The 19545-nt window shown below is 53.2% G+C and carries 21 protein-coding genes; 7 read left to right on the top strand and 14 right to left on the bottom strand.

Annotated elements, in window-relative coordinates; translation table 11 throughout:
* The first annotated feature begins 30 nt into the window (after window positions 1-30).
* Window positions 31-693: an acrEF/envCD operon transcriptional regulator gene (envR, locus tag OGV79_RS07655; protein ID WP_058668170.1), complete on the top strand. Its 663-nt coding sequence runs from the start codon at window positions 31-33 to the stop codon at window positions 691-693.
* 52 nt (window positions 694-745) lie between these two features.
* Here envR and OGV79_RS07650 read toward each other — a convergent pair whose 3' ends face one another.
* From OGV79_RS07650 to acuI, 14 genes are all read right to left on the bottom strand, one after another.
* Window positions 746-910, bottom strand: coding sequence for a DUF2556 family protein (locus OGV79_RS07650; RefSeq protein WP_047460895.1), 165 nt, complete (start codon window positions 908-910; stop codon window positions 746-748).
* Window positions 911-992: 82 nt separating this feature from the next.
* Entirely contained in the window at window positions 993-1877 is an 885-nt protein-coding gene (yhdJ, locus tag OGV79_RS07645; protein ID WP_104868121.1) for an adenine-specific DNA-methyltransferase, read from the bottom strand.
* 86 nt (window positions 1878-1963) lie between these two features.
* Entirely contained in the window at window positions 1964-2260 is a 297-nt protein-coding gene (gene fis, locus OGV79_RS07640; protein ID WP_000462905.1) for a DNA-binding transcriptional regulator Fis, read from the bottom strand.
* 23 nt (window positions 2261-2283) lie between these two features.
* A complete protein-coding gene (dusB, locus tag OGV79_RS07635) occupies window positions 2284-3249 on the bottom strand; it encodes a tRNA dihydrouridine synthase DusB (RefSeq protein ID WP_047460900.1) in 966 nt (321 codons plus the stop codon).
* Window positions 3250-3541: 292 nt separating this feature from the next.
* Entirely contained in the window at window positions 3542-4318 is a 777-nt protein-coding gene (locus OGV79_RS07630; protein ID WP_286468207.1) for a carbonic anhydrase, read from the bottom strand.
* Window positions 4319-4459: 141 nt separating this feature from the next.
* Window positions 4460-5341 (bottom strand): 50S ribosomal protein L11 methyltransferase, encoded by an 882-nt coding sequence (gene prmA / locus OGV79_RS07625; protein ID WP_047460904.1) that lies wholly within the window; start codon window positions 5339-5341, stop codon window positions 4460-4462.
* Between the two features lie 11 nt (window positions 5342-5352).
* The gene (gene panF / locus OGV79_RS07620) at window positions 5353-6804 is read right to left on the bottom strand and encodes a sodium/pantothenate symporter (RefSeq protein ID WP_024130996.1); all 1452 of its coding nucleotides are present in this window, start codon (window positions 6802-6804) and stop codon (window positions 5353-5355) included.
* Window positions 6794-7036, bottom strand: a complete 243-nt coding sequence (locus OGV79_RS07615; protein ID WP_012135393.1) for a YhdT family protein — start codon at window positions 7034-7036, stop codon at window positions 6794-6796. Before OGV79_RS07615 ends, panF begins: the two co-directional genes overlap by 11 nt.
* Window positions 7037-7142: 106 nt before the next feature.
* A complete protein-coding gene (gene accC / locus OGV79_RS07610) occupies window positions 7143-8492 on the bottom strand; it encodes an acetyl-CoA carboxylase biotin carboxylase subunit (protein WP_012135392.1) in 1350 nt (449 codons plus the stop codon).
* Window positions 8493-8502: 10 nt separating this feature from the next.
* Window positions 8503-8973: an acetyl-CoA carboxylase biotin carboxyl carrier protein gene (gene accB / locus OGV79_RS07605; RefSeq protein ID WP_012135391.1), complete on the bottom strand. Its 471-nt coding sequence runs from the start codon at window positions 8971-8973 to the stop codon at window positions 8503-8505.
* Window positions 8974-8995: 22 nt separating this feature from the next.
* Complete coding sequence (gene aroQ / locus OGV79_RS07600) at window positions 8996-9448, bottom strand: type II 3-dehydroquinate dehydratase (protein ID WP_012135390.1); 453 nt, start codon at window positions 9446-9448, stop codon at window positions 8996-8998.
* Window positions 9449-9683: 235 nt separating this feature from the next.
* The gene (msrQ, locus tag OGV79_RS07595) at window positions 9684-10304 is read right to left on the bottom strand and encodes a protein-methionine-sulfoxide reductase heme-binding subunit MsrQ (RefSeq protein ID WP_286468206.1); all 621 of its coding nucleotides are present in this window, start codon (window positions 10302-10304) and stop codon (window positions 9684-9686) included.
* Entirely contained in the window at window positions 10305-11306 is a 1002-nt protein-coding gene (gene msrP, locus OGV79_RS07590) for a protein-methionine-sulfoxide reductase catalytic subunit MsrP (protein WP_024130995.1), read from the bottom strand. It lies immediately after the preceding gene.
* A gap of 77 nt (window positions 11307-11383) precedes the next feature.
* The gene (acuI, locus tag OGV79_RS07585; RefSeq protein ID WP_047460914.1) at window positions 11384-12358 is read right to left on the bottom strand and encodes an acrylyl-CoA reductase (NADPH); all 975 of its coding nucleotides are present in this window, start codon (window positions 12356-12358) and stop codon (window positions 11384-11386) included.
* Window positions 12359-12561: 203 nt separating this feature from the next.
* On the opposite strand from acuI, the gene csrD reads away from it, so the two are divergent.
* The 6 genes from csrD (at window position 12562) to rng (ending at window position 19486) form a co-directional block, all read left to right on the top strand.
* A complete protein-coding gene (gene csrD, locus OGV79_RS07580; protein WP_047460917.1) occupies window positions 12562-14502 on the top strand; it encodes an RNase E specificity factor CsrD in 1941 nt (646 codons plus the stop codon).
* A gap of 307 nt (window positions 14503-14809) precedes the next feature.
* Window positions 14810-15853, top strand: coding sequence for a rod shape-determining protein MreB (mreB, locus tag OGV79_RS07575; RefSeq protein ID WP_286468205.1), 1044 nt, complete (start codon window positions 14810-14812; stop codon window positions 15851-15853).
* Window positions 15854-15917: 64 nt separating this feature from the next.
* Window positions 15918-16937, top strand: a complete 1020-nt coding sequence (gene mreC / locus OGV79_RS07570) for a rod shape-determining protein MreC (protein ID WP_012135384.1) — start codon at window positions 15918-15920, stop codon at window positions 16935-16937.
* Window positions 16937-17425 (top strand): rod shape-determining protein MreD, encoded by a 489-nt coding sequence (gene mreD / locus OGV79_RS07565; RefSeq protein WP_012135383.1) that lies wholly within the window; start codon window positions 16937-16939, stop codon window positions 17423-17425. The genes mreC and mreD overlap by 1 nt, the downstream gene beginning before the upstream one ends.
* 8 nt (window positions 17426-17433) lie before the next feature.
* The gene (locus OGV79_RS07560; protein WP_012135382.1) at window positions 17434-18027 is read left to right on the top strand and encodes a Maf family protein; all 594 of its coding nucleotides are present in this window, start codon (window positions 17434-17436) and stop codon (window positions 18025-18027) included.
* Window positions 18017-19486, top strand: a complete 1470-nt coding sequence (gene rng / locus OGV79_RS07555) for a ribonuclease G (RefSeq protein ID WP_012135381.1) — start codon at window positions 18017-18019, stop codon at window positions 19484-19486. The genes OGV79_RS07560 and rng overlap by 11 nt, the downstream gene beginning before the upstream one ends.
* Window positions 19487-19545: the final 59 nt, after the last annotated feature.

Below are 19545 nucleotides of genomic sequence, written 5' to 3'. Positions count from 1 at the left end.
GTCATCCTTCGGTTTCAGACACACTTCATTATGGCCAGGAAAACAAAAGCGGACGCCCTCAGAACCCGACAACACTTGATTGAAACAGCGATCGTACAGTTCGCCTTGCACGGGGTCGGCAGCACCACGCTAAACGACATTGCAGACGCCGCGAATGTTACGCGGGGCGCTATCTATTGGCATTTTGAGAACAAGACGCAGTTGTTTAATGAGGTATGGGGTCAGCAACCGCCGCTACGCGATCTCATTCAGGACAGGTTAACAACGTGTGGGGGCGATAATCCGCTACAGAATTTGCGTGAAAAACTGATTGCCGCTTTGCAATATATTGCTGAGGTGCCCCGACAACAGGCATTAATGCAGATTTTATATCATAAATGTGAATTTCATAATGATATGATATCAGAGCAGGATATTCGGGAAAAAATAGGCTTCAGTTATCAGATAATGCGTGAAGCATTACAGCAATGTATGAATAAAGGACTGATTGCGACCGGTCTTGATGTCGAAGTCAATTTAATTGTGCTTCATGGCAGTTTTAGCGGGATCGTAAAGAACTGGTTAATGAATCCTTCCAGTTATGATCTCTATAAGCAGGCGCCACAATTAGTGGATAATGTATTAAAAATGTTAGTTCCGAATGGCAATGTGATGGTATTAACGCAGAATAACAACCCGGTCGTGGAAGCGTAACGGTTATCCCCAACTGTGCGTCGGCATAATTTGCATAGAACTGGCTGGCGTACTACTCAAGGTCGGCGCAGTTGACGAGTTTGAGCGGGTTAACCGAATTCATGTTGCGGCATTTATCGTATTCCGTTGTCATCAGTTCGATCCACTGCATGAGTAATGCGTCAAAAAGGAAAACGGAGACTGCGAAAACAACCAGCCACCAATACTTACGAATCATTGCCAAATCCTGTGTATTCATGCCCAAGCGTGCAAGGAATATACACGAAACAACGCGGCAGAAAAGCAGACTTACAATGCTTTTACTTCACCTGAGATGCATCCGTCATTTCGGCCATACGGCTCTTTTTGGACAGGTTTGTTGTCTTGCGCTTCTTCACCTTTGCCAGTTCGTTTTCCGCATAGTGAGAGGTGACGTTCAGCCTTCTGATGCCCATTTTTACGTATTCATCGTTGATTTCGATGCCGACAAATTTTCGCCCGGTTTCCACGGCTACGGCGCCCGTCGTGAAGCTTCCGGCGAAGGGATCTAACACCGTGTCGCCCGGGTTTGAGGAGGCCAGGATGATCCGGCTCAACAGCGCTCTGGGTTTTTGCGTGGGATGGTTCTCATACTCATCCATTAAGTAACGGACGCGGGGAAAATCCCAGACGTTTCCGGGGACTTTTTGTGTGTTGTAGGGCTGGGGCGGATTTTTGCGGTAATCGATCAACGCTCTTTTTGCGCCGGTTTTGGTTTCAACCAGGATGTCATCACGATTAAACGTATAGTTCTTCGCATCTTTTACCATCATCAGGATGGGTTCATACATTGAGCCAAAATACTTTTTGGCCTGCACGCCTGAGCTGTCGTACGACCATATGATGCGGCTTTTGATATCGAACAGTTTCCTGCATTTGAGGTCGAGATAGGGCATGTTCTCTGTGCTGTTCATGATGTACATCGTGCCGTGTTTTTTTAGCACCCGATGGCACTCATCAATGCATTCAAACAGCCAGGCCAAAAAGGTCTCTTCGTCCCAGGACTCCACCAGACCGTCAAAATTTTTTCCGATGTTGTAGGGCGGGTCGGCAAAAATTAAATCGGCACTTTCCGGGGGCAGTTTTTTCAATTCTGAAAGCGCATCACCGTGAATGATCTTCTTCGATTCATCGCCAAAATATTGCGGCTCAAATCCGACATTCATGAACAAACTCCTGTCTGACGCGAATAAAAAAGGCGCTTCCCCATGCCGAGTAGCGCCTTTTTAAACAAGCAATTAGCTAATCGAAATTAGTTCATGCCGTATTTTTTCAATTTTTTACGCAGCGTACCACGGTTGATGCCCATCATCAGGGCAGCACGGGTCTGGTTACCACGGGTGTATTGCATCACCATGTCCAACAGGGGCTGTTCTACTTCAGCCAGTACCAGCTCATAGAGGTCATTAACATCCTGACCGTTCAGTTGAGCAAAATAGTTCTTCAGTGCCTGTTTAACCGAGTCACGCAGGGGCTTTTGAGTCACCTGATCCTGAGAGTTAACGGTAGAAACGGTCAGTACGTCAGAATTTACGCGTTGTTCGAACATAGTTCTGTCAGCTCTTTATTTCATTACGCAAAATTTTCGAAGTATGCCTCCAACGCCTCCAGCTGTTCGCTGGCATCCTCAATGGCGTTGAATGTGCGCCGAAACTGGTCATTTGGAGCGTGCTCCTGGAGATACCAGGAGACGTGTTTACGTGCAATTCGGTACCCTTTTGCCTGGCCATAAAAGTCATGCAGTTCCCGAACATGCGCGCAAAGCAAGCGCTTAACCTCTGCCAAAGGCAGGGGGGGTAGCAACTCCCCAGTGTCCAGATAATGCTGGATTTCCCGAAAGATCCAGGGTCTTCCCTGAGCTGCGCGGCCTATCATCAGGGCATCCGCCCCCGTATAGTTGAGCACAGCTCTGGCTTTATGCGGGTCAGTAATGTCGCCATTCGCGATAATCGGAATGGAAACTTTCTGCTTAACTGCCCGAATACTGTCGTATTCAGCATCTCCATTGAACAAACAGGCGCGGGTGCGTCCATGAATGGTCAGAGCCTGAATGCCACAGTCTTCAGCCAGTTGGGCAATCTCTACGCAGTTACGGTGTTCCGGGGCCCAGCCGGTGCGAATCTTCAGGGTGACAGGAACGTCCACTGCACTCACGACCTCGGTTAGTATCGACTTCACTAAATCCGGGTACTGCAAGAGGGCTGAACCTGCGAGCTTGCGATTCACTTTTTTAGCCGGACACCCCATATTGATATCAATAATCTGGGCGCCGCTTTCCACGTTAATACGTGCGGCATCGGCCATCTCAACAGGGTCGCTACCGGCGATTTGCACCGTGCGAACGCCTGGCTCATCAACGTGCACCATCCGTAAACGAGATTTGTCGCTTTCCCAAACCTGCGGGTTAGAAGACATCATCTCGGATACCGTCAATCCTGCTCCCATCTCATAGCACAGCGTCCGAAAAGGTCTGTCAGTAATGCCAGCCATGGGCGCTGCGATCAGGCGATTTCTAAGCTGGTATTGTCCGATGCGCATGAGTTAAGAAATGACCATACTGTGACTGCAAGGCGGCGTATATTACGCATTTTTTGCACGAGATGAAAGGCCAAACTTTGACCAATCCTCTGAGGTGGATCAAAGAATCGCAGTTAAGATGAACGATGAGAATTAATTAACTTTATAAATCATTGCGTTATAAAATGAGGCCGAATTTTTATACGCTTACAATTTTGCGTAACTTCTCATTTTTTCTTCTATGGCTGACGGCTGGACAACATAATCTGCTGATTTAACCAGCAGATTATCGTTTCATAGTGTGATCGCCGCCTCATTTCAGGACAGGATCGCGAAGCGTCGGTATCGACCATTCGTTAATGACGCGGCCATTCAAAGGCTGGACAGGGCGATTGTTGGCAGGGTGTATCGTATGGCGAAATTTTTCCAGTTGACCGGCAGAAAGCGTCATAGGCTGTTTCAGGACAATCCAGGTTACGCCTTCGCTACAGGGAGGCGTCGTTAACGAACCGCTAAAGCGCCAGTAGGTTCTGTCTTCCGGCAACAGCAGATTGATATCGACGGGGGAAAGCAACGGTATGCTGTCGCCCGGGGTTGCCGGGATGGATTGCCATAAACGTTCAATTGTCTCATTTGGCTCACCGATATCAAACATGACGGCAACGACGGCAATCTCACCTTCCTGGTTTTTGTGCGTCAGGTGCAGCTCCATCGCATAGTGTTTACCATTGATGGTATTTTCACTTGGGGCATGAAAATGAAATTCTGCTAAAGCATAAGGCTGATCGTCAATCTGAGCGAAAGCAGAAGAATAGGGGTTCATTGTTGCCTGAAGAGTGTGGTTAACGTTCAGGAGCATGTCGGCGCGATCGATGTACTGTACGTTAAGCGGCGGGAGCTGGATTTCATTCGTGGTGAGAATATCAACAGGGGACTGGCTCATCCCGGTCTGGCACAGTTTGTATGCTTTATTGATTTCACCCCAGTGCGCGGGAGAGGTGTCGCCTTCATAGCTCCAGTCAGTTGCCGAAACGGAAACGGGCATCATACAGATTGCCAGAAAGACAGTGGTCAAAGAAATTAACTTCATGCATTTACCCGATGAATTGAAAACAAAATAACATTATGTAAATCAATCAATTATAAAGAATATTGTATCGGTGACGAGCAGGAGAGGAAAGCGAACCGTGTGAAAAAGGCGTGGCCAGATGACCACGCCGGAAAGGACTGATTATTTTTTACGACCGGTAATGCGGCACCACTCTTCTTTCTCTACCACCGGGTCGAGCGTAAAGAGTTCGGTATAGGCTTCGCATACGCTTTCCGCCTGGCTGGCCAGGATGCCGGAAAGCCCCAGTAAACCGCCCTCAACGGGCAGTACGCTGATTAACGGGGCCAGTTCACGTAATGGGCCAGCCAGGATGTTAGCGACCACCACATCGGCTTTCATGGCTTCTGGCTGGTCTTTGGGGAGATAGAGCTCCAGACGCTCAGATACGCCGTTGCGCTCTGCGTTATCACGGCTGGCCTGGATCGCCTGCGGATCGATATCGATCCCGATAGCTTTCGCTGCGCCCAGTTTTAATGCGGCAATCGCCAGGATGCCGGAACCGCAGCCAAAGTCGATCACCGTCTTACCGTTCAGATCAAGCCCGTCGAGCCATTGCAGGCAGAGGGATGTGGTGGGATGCGTGCCGGTACCGAAGGCCAGACCCGGGTCCAGCATGACGTTGACGGCGTTCTCATCCGGTACATCGCGCCAGCTCGGGCAAATCCACAGACGCTCGCCAAAGCGCATCGGGTGAAAGTTGTCCATCCATTCGCGTTCCCAGTCTTTATCTTCCAGTTGCTCAATCTTATGCGCGAAACCTGCGCCCAGCAGCGGATGATGCTCAAGGATTGCCACCACCTCTTTCATGTCGGTTTCGGCATCGAACAGGCCGATAACGTCGGTATCGCCCCACAGACGCGTTTCACCTGGCAGCGGCTCAAATACCGGCGTGTCGTGCGTGTCCTGGAAGGTCACAGAGACCGCGCCGGTTTCCACCAGCGCATCGCTAAGTTCTTCGGCGTTCGTACCGGTCGTATTCAGTTTCAGTTGGATCCACGGCATGGCAAAACTCTTTATTTATCAGTAGTCAATAAGGTGGCTTGCTGGGCAGATGAACCAAAACGGTTTCCGGCCAGAAAAGCCAATAAACTGAGCAGTAGCGAGGGCACGATGGGGTGAAAGCCCAGGTACTGAACGTTAAAGGTGGCGAGCACGGCATACAACACGCCGCCAATGATCATAGCGCTTAGCGCGCCTGTCGCGTTTGCACGCTCCCAGTACAGGCCCAGCACCAGCGGCCATAAGAACACCGCTTCCAGGCCGCCGAAAGCCAGCAGGTTAAGCCAGATAATCATTTCCGGCGGTTTCCAGGCCGCGAGCAGCAGCAACGCGCCTAACAGCAGCGTGATGATGGCTGACATCCGCTTCAGGCGAGTTTCGTTATGCATTTGCTCCGGGCGAATATTCAGATAGAGATCTTTAATGATCGTAGCGGAACTTTGCAGCAACTGGGCATTGATTGTCGACATAATGGCCGCCATCGGCGCGGCGAGAAAGATGCCGGCGGCAATCGGCGGCAGAACTTTAACCATCAGCGTTGGAATGACCAGGTCCGGTACGGTCAGGTCAGGAATCACCGCCCGTCCCAGCGCGCCCGCCAGGTGCATACCGAACATCAGGATCGCCACCACAATCGTGCCGATGATAATGCCGCGATGCACCGCCTTACTGTCTTTATAGGAGATGCAACGCACGGCAGTATGCGGCAGGCCGATCACGCCAAAGCACACCAGCACCCAGAATGAGGTCATAAAGGTCGGTGACAGAATGTCATCCGCGCCCTGCGGCGTCACCAGTTTCGGGTCGATCGTTTGCAGGGTTTCGACCGCGTGTCCGAGCCCTCCTGCCGCATGAACCACGCCGACCAACAGGACGATGGTGCCAATTAGCATGACCATGCCCTGCATCGTATCGTTGAGCACGCTGGCGCGAAAACCGCCAAATGCGGTATACAACGCGATGCTGACGCCAAAGATTAACAGCCCTGTTTCGTAGGGGATGCCCGCTGCGGTCTCAAGCAGGCGCGCGCCGCCAATAAACTGTACGGTCATCGCCCCGACGAAAGCCACCAGCAGGCTGAGGCTTGCCAGCCAGACCAGCAGACGGCTTTGATAGCGGGCAAACAGCATATCGTTAAGGGTGACGGCGTTGTAGCGCCGCGCCAGAATAGCGAACTTCTTACCCAGAATACCCAGCGAGAGCCAGACGGCGGGTAACTGGATCATCGCCAGCAATACCCAGCCCAGGCCGTATTTATAGGCCGCGCCCGGGCCGCCGATAAATGAGCTGGCGCTGATGTAGGTGGCGGTCAGCGTCATCGCCAATACAATTCCGCCCATCGAACGGCTACCGAGGAAATACTCATTCAGGAAGGTGCCCGTCGTCCTTTTTCGCATGGCATAGACCGACAGACCAAACACCACCAGCAGATAGGCGATAAGCGGCAGAATGACTTCAGGCTGCATCATCGTCCTCCAGAGGAATGTCGCGATAGATAAATTTCACCATAGCCCAGCACAGTAAAATGAAAACAAGCGGCGTCAGCAGGCAGGCCATTTCAAACCAGTGCGGAAGGCCTGTTATGCCGGGTGCCGCGCCTGGTAAGTAAGCAGTCACCAACCACGCAGCCAGATACAGAAGGGTCAGCCACAGCGCCCAACGCGCCTCTTTGTTGGCCTGAACAAAACGCGTGTCCATTTTTTGTCCCTTGTGGATGAAGAAAGCGGGGATTGTACCTTATGGGATGTACCGGAGGGAAAAAAACAAAAGGCCGGAAAACCGGCCTTTTTCAATTAACGCACGCTTATTTTTCCTGAAGACCGAGTTTCTTCTCCAGATAGTGGATGTTGGTGCCACCGTGCTGGAAGTGCTCGTCGTTCATGATGCGGGTTTGCAGGTCAATGTTGGTTTTGATGCCATCAATGATCAGTTCCTGCAATGCGTTTTTCATACGGGCAATCGCCACGTCACGGTTTTCACCGTAGCAGATCAGCTTGCCGATCATGGAGTCATAGTACGGCGGTACGGTGTAACCCGCGTAGATATGGGACTCCCAGCGTACGCCAAAGCCGCCCGGCGCGTGGAAACGCGTGATTTTACCCGGGCTTGGCAGGAAGGTGTTCGGGTCTTCGGCGTTGATACGGCATTCTACCGCATGGCCTTTCACCACAACTTCTTCCTGCTTGATGGACAGCGGCTGGCCCGCAGCGATACGCAGCTGTTCTTTGATCAGGTCAACGCCGGTGATCATTTCAGTAACCGGGTGTTCTACCTGAATACGGGTGTTCATTTCGATGAAATAGAACTCGCCGTTTTCGAACAGGAACTCAAACGTACCTGCTCCGCGATAGCCGATATCGACACACGCTTTGGAGCAGCGCTCGCCGATGTAACGACGCAGTTCCGGGGTAATGCCCGGCGCTGGCGCTTCTTCGACCACTTTCTGGTGACGACGCTGCATGGAGCAGTCACGTTCTGCCAGATAGATAGCGTTACCCTGACCGTCAGCCAACACCTGAATTTCGATGTGGCGTGGGTTTTCCAGGTATTTTTCCATGTACACCATGTCATTGCTGAAGGCTGCTTTCGCTTCCGCTTTGGTCATGGAAATGGATTGCGCCAGTTCGGCATCACCGCGCACAACGCGCATGCCGCGACCGCCACCGCCGCCGGACGCTTTGATAATAACCGGGTAGCCGATGCGTTTTGCAATGGCGCGGTTTTTATCCATATCGTCGCCCAACGGGCCGTCAGAACCCGGTACGCATGGAACGCCAGCCTGCTTCATTGCGCTGATTGCGGACACTTTATCGCCCATCAGGCGGATGGTGTCGGCCTTCGGGCCAATGAAGATAAAGCCGGAGCGTTCAACCTGCTCAGCGAAGTTGGCGTTCTCAGACAAGAAGCCGTAACCCGGATGGATTGCCACCGCGCCGGTGATTTCAGCGGCGCTGATGATAGCCGGGATGTTCAGATAGCTTTTTACGGACGGAGCCGGGCCAATACAGACCGTCTCATCCGCCAGCAATACGTGTTTTAAATCGCGATCCGCGCTTGAGTGCACAGCCACGGTCTTGATACCCAGTTCTTTACAGGCACGAAGAATACGCAGTGCAATCTCGCCACGGTTGGCGATGACAATTTTATCCAGCATGTTCGCCTCGTTATTCGATGACGACCAGCGGCTCGTCAAATTCTACCGGCTGACCACTTTCGACCAGAATTGCTTTCACCACGCCGGATTTATCGGCTTCGATCTGGTTCATCATTTTCATGGCTTCAACGATGCACAGGGTATCGCCCGCGTTAACTTTCTGACCGACTTCGACGAATGCTTTCGCATCCGGGCTCGGGGTGCGGTAGAAAGTACCAACCATTGGGGAACGTACGATGTGACCACTGATTTCCGCTGATGCAGCAGGCGCTTCCATTGCTGGAACAGCCGCCGGAGCGACAGCGTTAGACAGAGCTGGCTGCTGCATTGGCGCAGCATAAGCTTGTTGCATCACTGGAAAACCTGCGTTTGGCGCGGTGCGGCTGATGCGCACAGACTCTTCGCCTTCAGAAATTTCCAGTTCGGAGATGCCTGATTCTTCAACCAGCTCGATCAGTTTTTTAATCTTACGAATATCCATGAGTGGGTTCCGTACTCTTTGTTTAGTGTGATTGTGACAGGCGTTTTACCGCCGTCTGTAAAGCGTATGAGTAACCGTCAGCGCCGAATCCGCAAATGACGCCAGCCGCAATATCGGAAAGATACGAATGCTGGCGAAACGGTTCCCGCGCATGTACGTTGCTCAAGTGAATCTCGATAAACGGGATGCTCACCGCGAGCAGCGCATCGCGAATCGCAACACTGGTGTGCGTAAACGCGGCCGGATTAATCAGGATATAGTCCACAGTGTCTTTAGCCTGATGAATACGGTCGATGAGTGCGTACTCCGCGTTAGACTGCAAATGATCCAGCGTCACATTCAGCGCGTCGGCCTCTGCATTCAAACGGTTAACAATTTCCGTTAATGTCAGGGTGCCGTACTTATCGGGTTCACGGGTGCCGAGCATATTAAGGTTCGGACCGTTTAAAAGCAAAATGTGTAATTTGTCGGCCATCGTGCAGCTATCTCCTGCGATTCTCCGGTAAAAAACAAAATATACCTTTGATGCGCGATTGTCACCCTTTCAGCGGCTTAAAAACCCTGTCCGGGAAACCAAGGTCGCACATTATAACGATTTCGTAGCATTTGGCAGCTAAATACTGGTCTTATCAGGGAAGATTATCAACTGCTAACACGTAAAGACCCAAGGCGAGTCCTGGTTTTGCAACAAACCGCACATAACGGAGGCGTTACAGCATTTTGCCCGCAAACGACCGCCACCACTGGCGAAATGTCTTGTAGCGCCAGGCTAAAAGCACCAGCGCCAGCAGGACATAAATGACTGGCTGCGGCGATAAAATTTTTACCGACCACAGATAATGAATGGGAGCCAGAATCGCGACAAGATAAACGAAGTTATGCAAACGTTGCCAGCGTTTCCCCAGTTTTCGTTGCGCCGCCTGCGTGGAGGTCAACGTAAGGGCGAATAAAATGAACCAACTGATAATGCCCAACGTTAAATAAGGACGAGTGATTAACTCCTGGCCCAGCAGCGCCAGATTATTTATGCCCAGTTCAAGTAGCGCATAGCTGGTTAAATGCAGCGTGGCCCAGGCGAAGCACCATAACCCTAACAAGCGGCGGGTGCGGATCAATAATGGCTGTTTAGCGTAGCGCGCCAGCGGTGAAACCAGCAAGGTAGCGAGCAAAAATTTCAGCGCTGTCCTACCGGTAAAGTGTTGAATATCTTTGACCGGATCGGCGCTGAGCCCTTCCTGATTCACCGCCCAGACGAGCCAGAGAAACGGTAATAATCCGGCAAGATGCAGCAGTACTTTTAGCCAGACGATCTGTTTTTGTGTCAGACGCACTTAGAAATTCTCCCGCAGATCCAGACCGCGATATAAAGACGCCACTTCACTGGCATAGCCGTTAAACAGCAGCGTCGGCTGTCTTTGTACATCCAGAATGCCGCCCGCGCCAATAAAACGCTCGGTCGCCTGTGACCAGCGCGGATGATCAACGTGCGGATTCACGTTGGCGTAAAATCCGTATTCGTTTGGCGCGGCCAGATTCCAGGTGGTCGGCGGGCGTTCGCGGGTCAGTTTAATACTGACGATCGACTTAATCCCCTTGAACCCGTATTTCCACGGCACTGTCAGACGGATGGGCGCGCCGTTTTGCGGCGGCAGCGCTTTACCATAGACGCCGACAGTCAGCAGCGTGAGCGGGTGCATTGCCTCGTCCAGACGCAATCCTTCGACGTAAGGGTATTTTAGCCCGCCGCCGATAAAGCGGTCTTTTTGTCCCGGCATATCGTCGGGCGCGTAGATCGTTTCGAACGCCACATAGTTGGCATTGCTGGTGGGTTCGACCAGTGCGAGCAGTTTATGTAAGGGGAAGCCAATCCAGGGAACCACCATCGACCATGCTTCAACGCAGCGCATACGATAGATTCGCTCTTCCAGCGGGAAACGCGTCGTGAGCGCATCGTGATCGAGCGTTAAGGGTTTCGCCACTTCGCCGCTAATTTTCAACGTCCAGGGATCGGTTTTCAGGCTACCCGCGTTGGCGGCCGGGTCTGCTTTATCGAGGCCGAATTCATAGAAATTATTATAGCCGGTGACTTTGTTTTCCGGCGTTAACGGGAGGTCGTTTTGCCAGGCGGCGGGTTTGCTGAAATCAAGCGGCTTACCGGCAGGCGCAGGGGGACGATCGTTGCCTTTAAACCAGCTCAGCAGGTCGGCCTGGGCGGTGGCGGGCAGAGAAAGGGCGGCCGCGCTGATGCCTAAAGCTTTCAGTACCTGGCGGCGCTGCAACATAAAAACGGACTCCGCGGTTACGTCGGCTTCCGTCAGTTTTTTCATTTTCATAGCATCCTCCGTCATGCGTTTTTTTAAGCATGACGGAGGCGAAACGTTAACGCGAATATGTCACGAAAATTTGAAGATTAGGCAATCTTCACCAGCGTACGGCCCTGTGCCTGGTTATTGATGATGGCATCGGCGAATTTTGGCGCGTCTGCCAGCGTGATTTCTGTTGCAGCTTGCGCATAGAAAGAGGCTGGCAGGTCGTTGACCAGGCGTTTCCAGGCTTCTGCGCGGCGGGCAGGCGGAGTCATCACGGAATCCACGCCCTGCAAGCGGACATTACGCAGAATAAACGGCATGACCGTGGTGGGGAGCGCGAAGCCGCCCGCCAGACCACAGGCCGCAACGCAGCCGCCGTAGTTCATCTGCGCCAACACTTTCGCCAGCACTTTATCGCCAACGGTGTCGATGGCCCCGGCCCAGAGTTGTTTTTCCAGCGGGCGGGATTCGGCAAACTCATCGCGCCCCAGAATGCGGTTGGCGCCCAGGCTACGCAGGTAGTCGTGAGTGCTTTCGCGTCCTGACACGGCCACAACCTGGTAGCCCAGCTTATGCAGCAACGCAACGGCAGTGCTGCCCACGCCGCCGCTGGCGCCGGTCACGACAATCTCGCCATCTTCAGGACGAATGCCTGCGTCTTCCAGCGCCATCACGCACAGCATGGCGGTAAAACCGGCGGTGCCGATAATCATCGCATTTCGGCTATCAAGACCTTTCGGGAGAGCAACCAGCCAGTCGCCTTTTACGCGGGCGCGCTCAGCCAGACCGCCCCAGTGGTTTTCGCCCACGCCCCAGCCGGTCAGTAAAACCTCCTGACCGGCATGGAAGCGGGGATCTTCACTGGCGCGTACGGTTCCGGCGAAATCGATGCCAGGAATCATCGGAAAGTTACGGATGATTTTCCCTTTCCCGGTGATGGCCAGAGCATCTTTATAGTTCAGGCTGGACCAGTGGACATCTACCGTTACATCCCCTTCCGGTAGCCGACTTTCTTCAAGGGTCTGAACGGAAGCAAGGGTTTTACCGTCCTGCTGTTCTAAGATCAAAGCCTGCATAACCTGTCCTCAATTTGCATAGTGGATTGGAAAAATATTTATGAAGACTATACTCGCTAATCAAAACGTGATGCCGATTCAACGCAATAAATTGCCAGATAGACCTGATTTGGTAGTATGCCCGCTGAGCTGTGCAATTTAACGGACTTCGCGTTCAGAGTTGCTCTTTCATGTCGTTTATAACTGTCGGAGTTAACACACGGATGCGATTAACGACGAAATTCTCAGCCTTTGTCACGCTGCTTACCGGGTTAACGATCTTCGTTACGCTCATCGGCTGCTCGCTGAGTTTTTACAATGCCATCGAGAATAAATTCACCAGCCGCATTCAGGCGGTCGCCACCGCTATTGACACGCATCTTGTCTCCTCTGATTTTGTCACGCTAACGCCGCAGATTAATGAACTGATGGTATCGGTCGATATCGTGCGCGTCGATTTGTTGCAGGATGGCCGCCAGGTGTATAGCCATTCGCGCAACAGCAGCTATCGGCCAGCGGGAAGCAACAACCTGTATCGTGAGCTGACGATTCCGCTGGTAAAGCATCCCGGCACCTCGCTGCATGTGGTGTTTCAGGACCCGATGGGCAACTATTTTCACTCGCTCGTGACCACCGCGCCGCTCACGCTGGCGATCGGCTTTATCGTTCTCATCTTGTTCTTATCGGTACGCTGGCTACAGCGCCAGCTGTCCGGGCAGGAGCTGCTGGAAATTCGTGCAACGCGTATTCTGAACGGCGAACGCGGGCCGAATGCGCGAGGGTCGGTCTATGAATGGCCCGCGCGTACCAGCAGCGCGTTGGATATGCTGCTGTCTGAAATTCAGTTTGCCAGCGAACAGCGCAGTCGTCTGGATACGCTTATCCGTTCTTATGCGGCGCAGGATGTCAAAACCGGGCTGGGCAATCGCCTGTTTTTTGATAACCAACTGGCGACGCTGCTGGAAGATCAGGAAAAAGTGGGATCGCATGGCGTGGTGATGATGATCCGCCTGCCTGACTTTAACCTGCTTCACGACAGCTGGGGGCGCGATCTCGCGGAAGAACAGCTGTTTGCGCTGATTAATCTGCTGTCGACATTTATTATGCGCTACCCGGGTTCGTTGCTGGCGCGCTACCACCGCAGCGACTTTGCCGTCCTGTTGCCGCACCGCACATTGAAAGAAGCGGAGAGCATCGCCGGGCAGTTATTAAAAGCGGTAGATGCATTACCGGTTAATAAAAAGCTCGATCGTGACGATATGGTACATATCGGCATTTGCGCATGGCGTAGCGGTCAGTCAACGGAGCAGGTGATGGAACATGCCGAAGCCGCGACCCGAAATGCCGTGTTGCAGGGAGGGAACAGTTGGGCGGTGTATGACGATTCGCTGCCGGAAAAAGGCCGTGGCAATGTACGCTGGCGCACCCTTATTGAGCAGATGCTCAGCCGGGGCGGGCCGCGGATTTATCAGAAACCGGCGGTAATGCGTGAAGGACGTGTACACCACCGGGAGCTGATGTGCCGTATCTTTGACGGCGCCGAAGAGGTGATTTCGGCGGAATACATGCCGATGGTATTGCAGTTCGGTTTATCGGAAGAGTATGACCGCTTGCAAATTAGCCGTTTGATCCCGCTGCTGAAATACTGGCCGGAGGAAAATCTGGCGATGCAGGTAACGGTAGAATCGTTGATCCGCCCACGGTTTCAGCGCTGGCTGCGTGATACGTTGATGCAGTGCGAAAAATCGCAGCGAAAACGTATTATTTTTGAACTTGCCGAGGCAGATGTTTGTCAACACATCAGTCGGTTACAGCCTGTTATTCGTTTAATGAATGCGCTTGGCGTTCGGATCGCAGTGACACAGGCGGGTTTGACGCTGGTGAGTACCAGTTGGATTAAAGAACTTAATGTGGAATTACTGAAACTTCATCCGAGTCTGGTAAGAAACATTGAGAAACGAACGGAAAACCAGTTGCTGGTACAGAGCCTGGTGGAAGCCTGCACGGGAACGCATACGCAGGTTTACGCGACAGGCGTCCGTTCGCGTAGCGAGTGGCATACGCTGACGGGGCGCGGAGTGGCGGGCGGACAGGGGGATTTTTTTGCCTCCTCCCAACCACTTGACACCAACGTGAAAAAATATTCGCAAAGATACTCGGTTTAACCTGCCGTTTAATTTGTTTTCACGTAGAATAACGCGCGCTGTGCCTCATGGGGGTGTGCTTGTCTGCTCGCCAGATTGTTGCAGCAAATATGCAGGTAAACGACCTTTTACAGGTTGCAAATGAAGGCCAGGATTGCTGCTGATGTATTCAGTTCTGATGGACCCAGACAGAGATTTGTAACAAAGGAAACGTACTGCGCTAATTTTCACCGTAGCAGATGATTTTTGCGCCTTGTCGCTGCTGCGTGTGGTTGGTAAAGTAAGCGGATTTTGTTTTCCGCCCCAGCTTTCAGGATTATCCCTTAGTATGTTGAAAAAATTTCGTGGCATGTTTTCCAATGACCTGTCCATTGACCTGGGTACTGCGAATACCCTCATTTACGTAAAAGGACAAGGCATCGTATTGAATGAGCCTTCCGTTGTGGCCATTCGTCAGGATCGTGCCGGTTCACCGAAAAGCGTGGCCGCAGTAGGTCATGATGCGAAGCAGATGCTGGGTCGTACGCCGGGCAATATCGCTGCTATTCGCCCGATGAAAGACGGCGTTATCGCTGACTTCTTCGTGACTGAAAAAATGCTCCAGCACTTCATCAAACAAGTGCACAGCAACAGCTTTATGCGTCCAAGCCCTCGTGTGCTGGTGTGTGTACCGGTAGGAGCGACCCAGGTAGAGCGTCGTGCGATTCGTGAATCCGCACAGGGCGCTGGCGCTCGTGAAGTGTTCCTGATCGAAGAGCCGATGGCTGCGGCAATCGGCGCCGGTCTGCCGGTGTCTGAATCAACCGGTTCAATGGTTGTCGATATCGGTGGCGGTACGACGGAAGTGGCCGTTATCTCTCTGAACGGCGTGGTTTACTCTTCTTCTGTGCGTATTGGCGGCGACCGCTTCGACGAAGCGATCATCAATTACGTGCGCCGTAACTACGGTTCTCTGATCGGCGAAGCGACCGCAGAACGTATCAAACACGAAATCGGTTCTGCGTATCCGGGCGACGAAGTGCGTGAAATCGAAGTTCGCGGGCGTAACCTGGCGGAAGGCGTTCCACGCGGCTTTACCCTGAACTCCAACGAGATTCTGGAAGCGTTGCAGGAGCCGCTGACCGGTATTGTGAGCGCGGTGATGGTTGCGCTGGAACAGTGCCCGCCGGAACTGGCGTCTGATATCTCCGAGCGCGGTATGGTGCTCACGGGCGGCGGCGCGCTGCTGCGTAACCTTGATCGTCTGTTAATGGAAGAAACCGGCATTCCTGTCGTTGTTGCTGAAGATCCGCTGACCTGCGTGGCGCGCGGCGGCGGCAAGGCGCTGGAAATGATCGATATGCACGGCGGCGACCTGTTCAGCGAAGAGTAATCGGATACCGGCAGGGTGATGGTTTGATTACCCTGCCGACTCTGATACGAGAATACGCAAACTTATGAAGCCAATTTTTAGCCGTGGCCCGTCGCTACAGATTCGCCTTATTCTGGCGGTGCTGGTGGCGCTCGGCGTGATTATAGCCGACAGCCGCCTGGGGACGTTCAGCCAAATCCGCACGTACATGGATACCGCCGTCAGCCCTTTCTACTTTATTTCCAATGGTCCCCGTGAATTACTCGACGGCGTGTCGCAAACGCTGGCTTCGCGTGACCAACTCGAACTTGAAAACCGGGCGCTGCGCCAGGAACTGTTGCTGAAAAACAGCGAATTGCTGATGCTGGGGCAATACAAACAGGAGAACGCGCGTTTGCGCGAGCTGCTGGGTTCGCCGCTGCGTCAGGACGAACAAAAAATGGTGACTCAGGTCATCTCCACGGTTAACGATCCTTACAGCGATCAGGTGGTGATCGACAAAGGAAGCGTGAATGGGGTCTATGAGGGGCAACCGGTCATCAGCGACAAAGGCGTAGTGGGCCAGGTCGTTGCGGTGGCGAAACTGACCAGCCGCGTTCTGCTTATTTGCGATGCGACACATGCGTTGCCGATTCAGGTGCTGCGTAACGATATCCGCGTCATTGCCGCCGGTAACGGCTGCACGGACGATTTACAGCTTGAGCATTTACCGGCAAACACCGACATTCGCGTTGGCGATGTGCTGGTAACGTCGGGTCTGGGCGGCCGTTTCCCGGAAGGGTATCCGGTGGGCGTGGTTTCGTCCGTCAAGCTGGACACCCAACGTGCTTACACCGTGATTCAGGCGCGTCCGACTGCGGGTTTACAGCGTTTGCGTTATCTGCTGCTGCTGTGGGGAGCCGATCGCAACGGCGCTAATCCGATGACGCCGGAAGATGTGCATCGCGTCGCTAACGAACGACTGATGCAGATGATGCCGCAGGTTCTGCCTTCGCCAGATGCGATGGGGCCGCCAGCGCCAATGCCGGACCCTGCCACGGGGATTAGCCCGGCGCCTGCCGCGCCTCAACAACCGTCGGCTACGCGCGCAACGGGGGGGCAATAGTGGCAAGTTATCGTAGCCAGGGTCGCTGGGTTATCTGGCTCTCGTTTCTTATTGCGCTATTGCTGCAAATCATGCCCTGGCCGGATGACATCATCGTTTTCCGGCCAAACTGGGTGCTCCTTATCTTGCTGTACTGGATACTCGCACTGCCGCACCGCGTAAATGTGGGTACAGGTTTTGTGATGGGTGCCATACTGGATCTGATCAGCGGCTCCACGCTTGGCGTGCGGGCCTTGTCGATGAGTATCATTGCTTATCTGGTTGCACTGAAATTCCAGCTATTCCGTAACCTGGCGCTCTGGCAACAGGCGCTGGTGGTGATATTGCTCTCACTGGTCGTGGACATTATTGTTTTCTGGGCCGAGTTTTTAGTGATCAACGTCTCTTTCAGACCGGAAGTGTTCTGGAGTAGTGTAGTAAACGGTGTGCTCTGGCCCTGGCTTTTCCTGCTGATGCGCAAAGTGCGCCAGCAGTTTGCTGTGCAGTAAAGGTTTCTATGACTGACGTTTATCTTGCTTCCGGTTCACCTCGCCGCCAGGAGCTGCTTGCGCAGCTGGGCGTCTCTTTTGTACGTATCGTTACGGGAATTGAAGAAACGCGTGGCGAAGGCGAAAGCGCGCAACAGTATGTCTCCCGTCTGGCGCGGGAAAAGGCGCAGGCAGGCGTGGCGCAAACGGCGCGCGACTTGCCGGTGCTGGGCGCCGATACTATCGTGATTCTTAACGGTGAAGTGCTGGAGAAACCGCGCGATGCAGAACACGCGGCGCATATGCTGCGCAAACTGTCGGGGCAGACGCATCAGGTGATGACGGCCGTCGCGCTGGCGGACAGCCAGTACGTTCTGGATTGTCTGGTGGTGACGGAGGTGACGTTCAGAACACTGAGTGATGAGGACATCGCGGGCTATGTCGCCAGCGGTGAGCCTATGGATAAAGCTGGAGCATACGGTATTCAGGGGCAGGGTGGCTGTTTTGTCAGGAAGATAAACGGCAGCTATCACGCCGTGGTCGGCTTACCGCTGGTTGAAACGTATGAGTTGCTGAGCAATTTTAACGCACTGCGTGAGAAAAGGGATAAACATGACGGCTGAATTGTTGGTAAACGTAACGCCATCGGAAACACGCGTGGCGTACATTGATGGCGGTATTCTTCAGGAAATTCATATTGAGCGTGAAGCGCGACGAGGCATCGTAGGCAATATCTACAAAGGCCGTGTAAGCCGTGTACTTCCGGGTATGCAGGCGGCTTTTGTAGATATTGGACTGGAGAAAGCCGCGTTTCTTCATGCTTCAGACATTATGCCGCATACCGAATGCGTGGCGGGTGAAGAGCAAAAGAACTTCACCGTACGCGACATCTCTGAGCTGGTGCGTCAGGGGCAGGATCTGATGGTGCAGGTGGTAAAAGATCCGCTTGGCACCAAAGGCGCGCGCCTGACGACGGACATCACGCTGCCTTCCCGCTACCTCGTCTTTATGCCCGGCGCGTCGCACGTTGGCGTTTCTCAGCGTATTGAAAGCGAAACCGAACGTGAACGCCTGAAGAAGGTGGTGGCGGAGTATTGCGACGAGCAGGGTGGATTTATCATCCGTACGGCGGCGGAAGGGGTGTGCGAAGAGGATCTGGCGTCGGACGCCGCTTACCTCAAACGCGTCTGGACGAAAGTCATGGAGCGTAAAAAGCGGCCGCAAACGCGCTATCAGATGTACGGCGAACTGGCGCTGGCGCAGCGCGTACTGCGTGATTTTGCCGATGCCGAGCTGGACAGAATCCGCGTGGATTCGCGTCTGACGTACGAGGCATTGCTGGAATTTACTGCGGAATATATCCCTGAGATGACCAGCAAGCTCGAACACTACAGCGGTCATCAGCCGATTTTCGATCTCTTTGATGTTGAAAATGAGATTCAGCGCGCGCTGGAACGCAAGGTGGAACTGAAATCCGGCGGTTATCTGATTATCGATCAAACCGAAGCCATGACCACCGTTGATATCAATACCGGGGCGTTTGTCGGGCACCGTAATCTCGATGACACGATCTTCAATACCAATATTGAGGCGACGCAGGCGATTGCGCGGCAGCTGCGTCTGCGCAATCTGGGCGGTATCATCATCATCGATTTTATCGACATGAATAATGAAGATCATCGCCGTCGGGTACTGCATTCTCTGGAGCAGGCGCTGAGCAAAGATCGCGTGAAAACCAGCATCAACGGCTTTTCGCAACTGGGTCTGGTAGAGATGACCCGCAAGCGTACCCGCGAAAGCGTGGAACATGTGCTATGCAATGAATGTCCAACGTGTCATGGACGCGGTACGGTGAAAACGGTGGAAACCGTCTGCTATGAAATTATGCGTGAAATCGTGCGTGTGCATCATGCCTACGACTCCGATCGTTTCCTCGTTTATGCCTCTCCAGCGGTGGCGGAAACGTTAAAAGGCGAAGAGTCGCACGCGCTGGCAGAGGTGGAAATTTTTGTCGGCAAGCAAGTTAAAGTCCAGATTGAACCGCTCTATAACCAGGAGCAATTTGACGTCGTAATGATGTAAAAGACCGCCGTTTCCAGGCCGGATAACGGGTTTGTGAGTCACATTTTTGGCAGACAAGG

The sequence above is a fragment of the Citrobacter sp. CK185 genome, assembly GCF_030333565.1.
Classification (GTDB): Bacteria; Pseudomonadota; Gammaproteobacteria; order Enterobacterales; family Enterobacteriaceae; genus Citrobacter_B; species Citrobacter_B koseri.
This window is presented reverse-complemented; position numbering and strand designations above follow the sequence as displayed.

Coding starts and splice junctions, on each gene's coding strand:
- envR (WP_058668170.1), top strand. CDS start 31: ATGGCCAGGAAAACAAAAGCGGACGCCCTCAGAACCCGACAACACTTG.
- OGV79_RS07650 (WP_047460895.1), bottom strand. CDS start 910: ATGATTCGTAAGTATTGGTGGCTGGTTGTTTTCGCAGTCTCCGTTTTC.
- yhdJ (WP_104868121.1), bottom strand. CDS start 1,877: ATGAATGTCGGATTTGAGCCGCAATATTTTGGCGATGAATCGAAGAAG.
- fis (WP_000462905.1), bottom strand. CDS start 2,260: ATGTTCGAACAACGCGTAAATTCTGACGTACTGACCGTTTCTACCGTT.
- dusB (WP_047460900.1), bottom strand. CDS start 3,249: ATGCGCATCGGACAATACCAGCTTAGAAATCGCCTGATCGCAGCGCCC.
- OGV79_RS07630 (WP_286468207.1), bottom strand. CDS start 4,318: ATGAAGTTAATTTCTTTGACCACTGTCTTTCTGGCAATCTGTATGATG.
- prmA (WP_047460904.1), bottom strand. CDS start 5,341: ATGCCGTGGATCCAACTGAAACTGAATACGACCGGTACGAACGCCGAA.
- panF (WP_024130996.1), bottom strand. CDS start 6,804: ATGCAGCCTGAAGTCATTCTGCCGCTTATCGCCTATCTGCTGGTGGTG.
- OGV79_RS07615 (WP_012135393.1), bottom strand. CDS start 7,036: ATGGACACGCGTTTTGTTCAGGCCAACAAAGAGGCGCGTTGGGCGCTG.
- accC (WP_012135392.1), bottom strand. CDS start 8,492: ATGCTGGATAAAATTGTCATCGCCAACCGTGGCGAGATTGCACTGCGT.
- accB (WP_012135391.1), bottom strand. CDS start 8,973: ATGGATATTCGTAAGATTAAAAAACTGATCGAGCTGGTTGAAGAATCA.
- aroQ (WP_012135390.1), bottom strand. CDS start 9,448: ATGGCCGACAAATTACACATTTTGCTTTTAAACGGTCCGAACCTTAAT.
- msrP (WP_024130995.1), bottom strand. CDS start 11,306: ATGAAAATGAAAAAACTGACGGAAGCCGACGTAACCGCGGAGTCCGTT.
- acuI (WP_047460914.1), bottom strand. CDS start 12,358: ATGCAGGCTTTGATCTTAGAACAGCAGGACGGTAAAACCCTTGCTTCC.
- csrD (WP_047460917.1), top strand. CDS start 12,562: ATGCGATTAACGACGAAATTCTCAGCCTTTGTCACGCTGCTTACCGGG.
- mreB (WP_286468205.1), top strand. CDS start 14,810: ATGTTGAAAAAATTTCGTGGCATGTTTTCCAATGACCTGTCCATTGAC.
- mreC (WP_012135384.1), top strand. CDS start 15,918: ATGAAGCCAATTTTTAGCCGTGGCCCGTCGCTACAGATTCGCCTTATT.
- OGV79_RS07560 (WP_012135382.1), top strand. CDS start 17,434: ATGACTGACGTTTATCTTGCTTCCGGTTCACCTCGCCGCCAGGAGCTG.
- rng (WP_012135381.1), top strand. CDS start 18,017: ATGACGGCTGAATTGTTGGTAAACGTAACGCCATCGGAAACACGCGTG.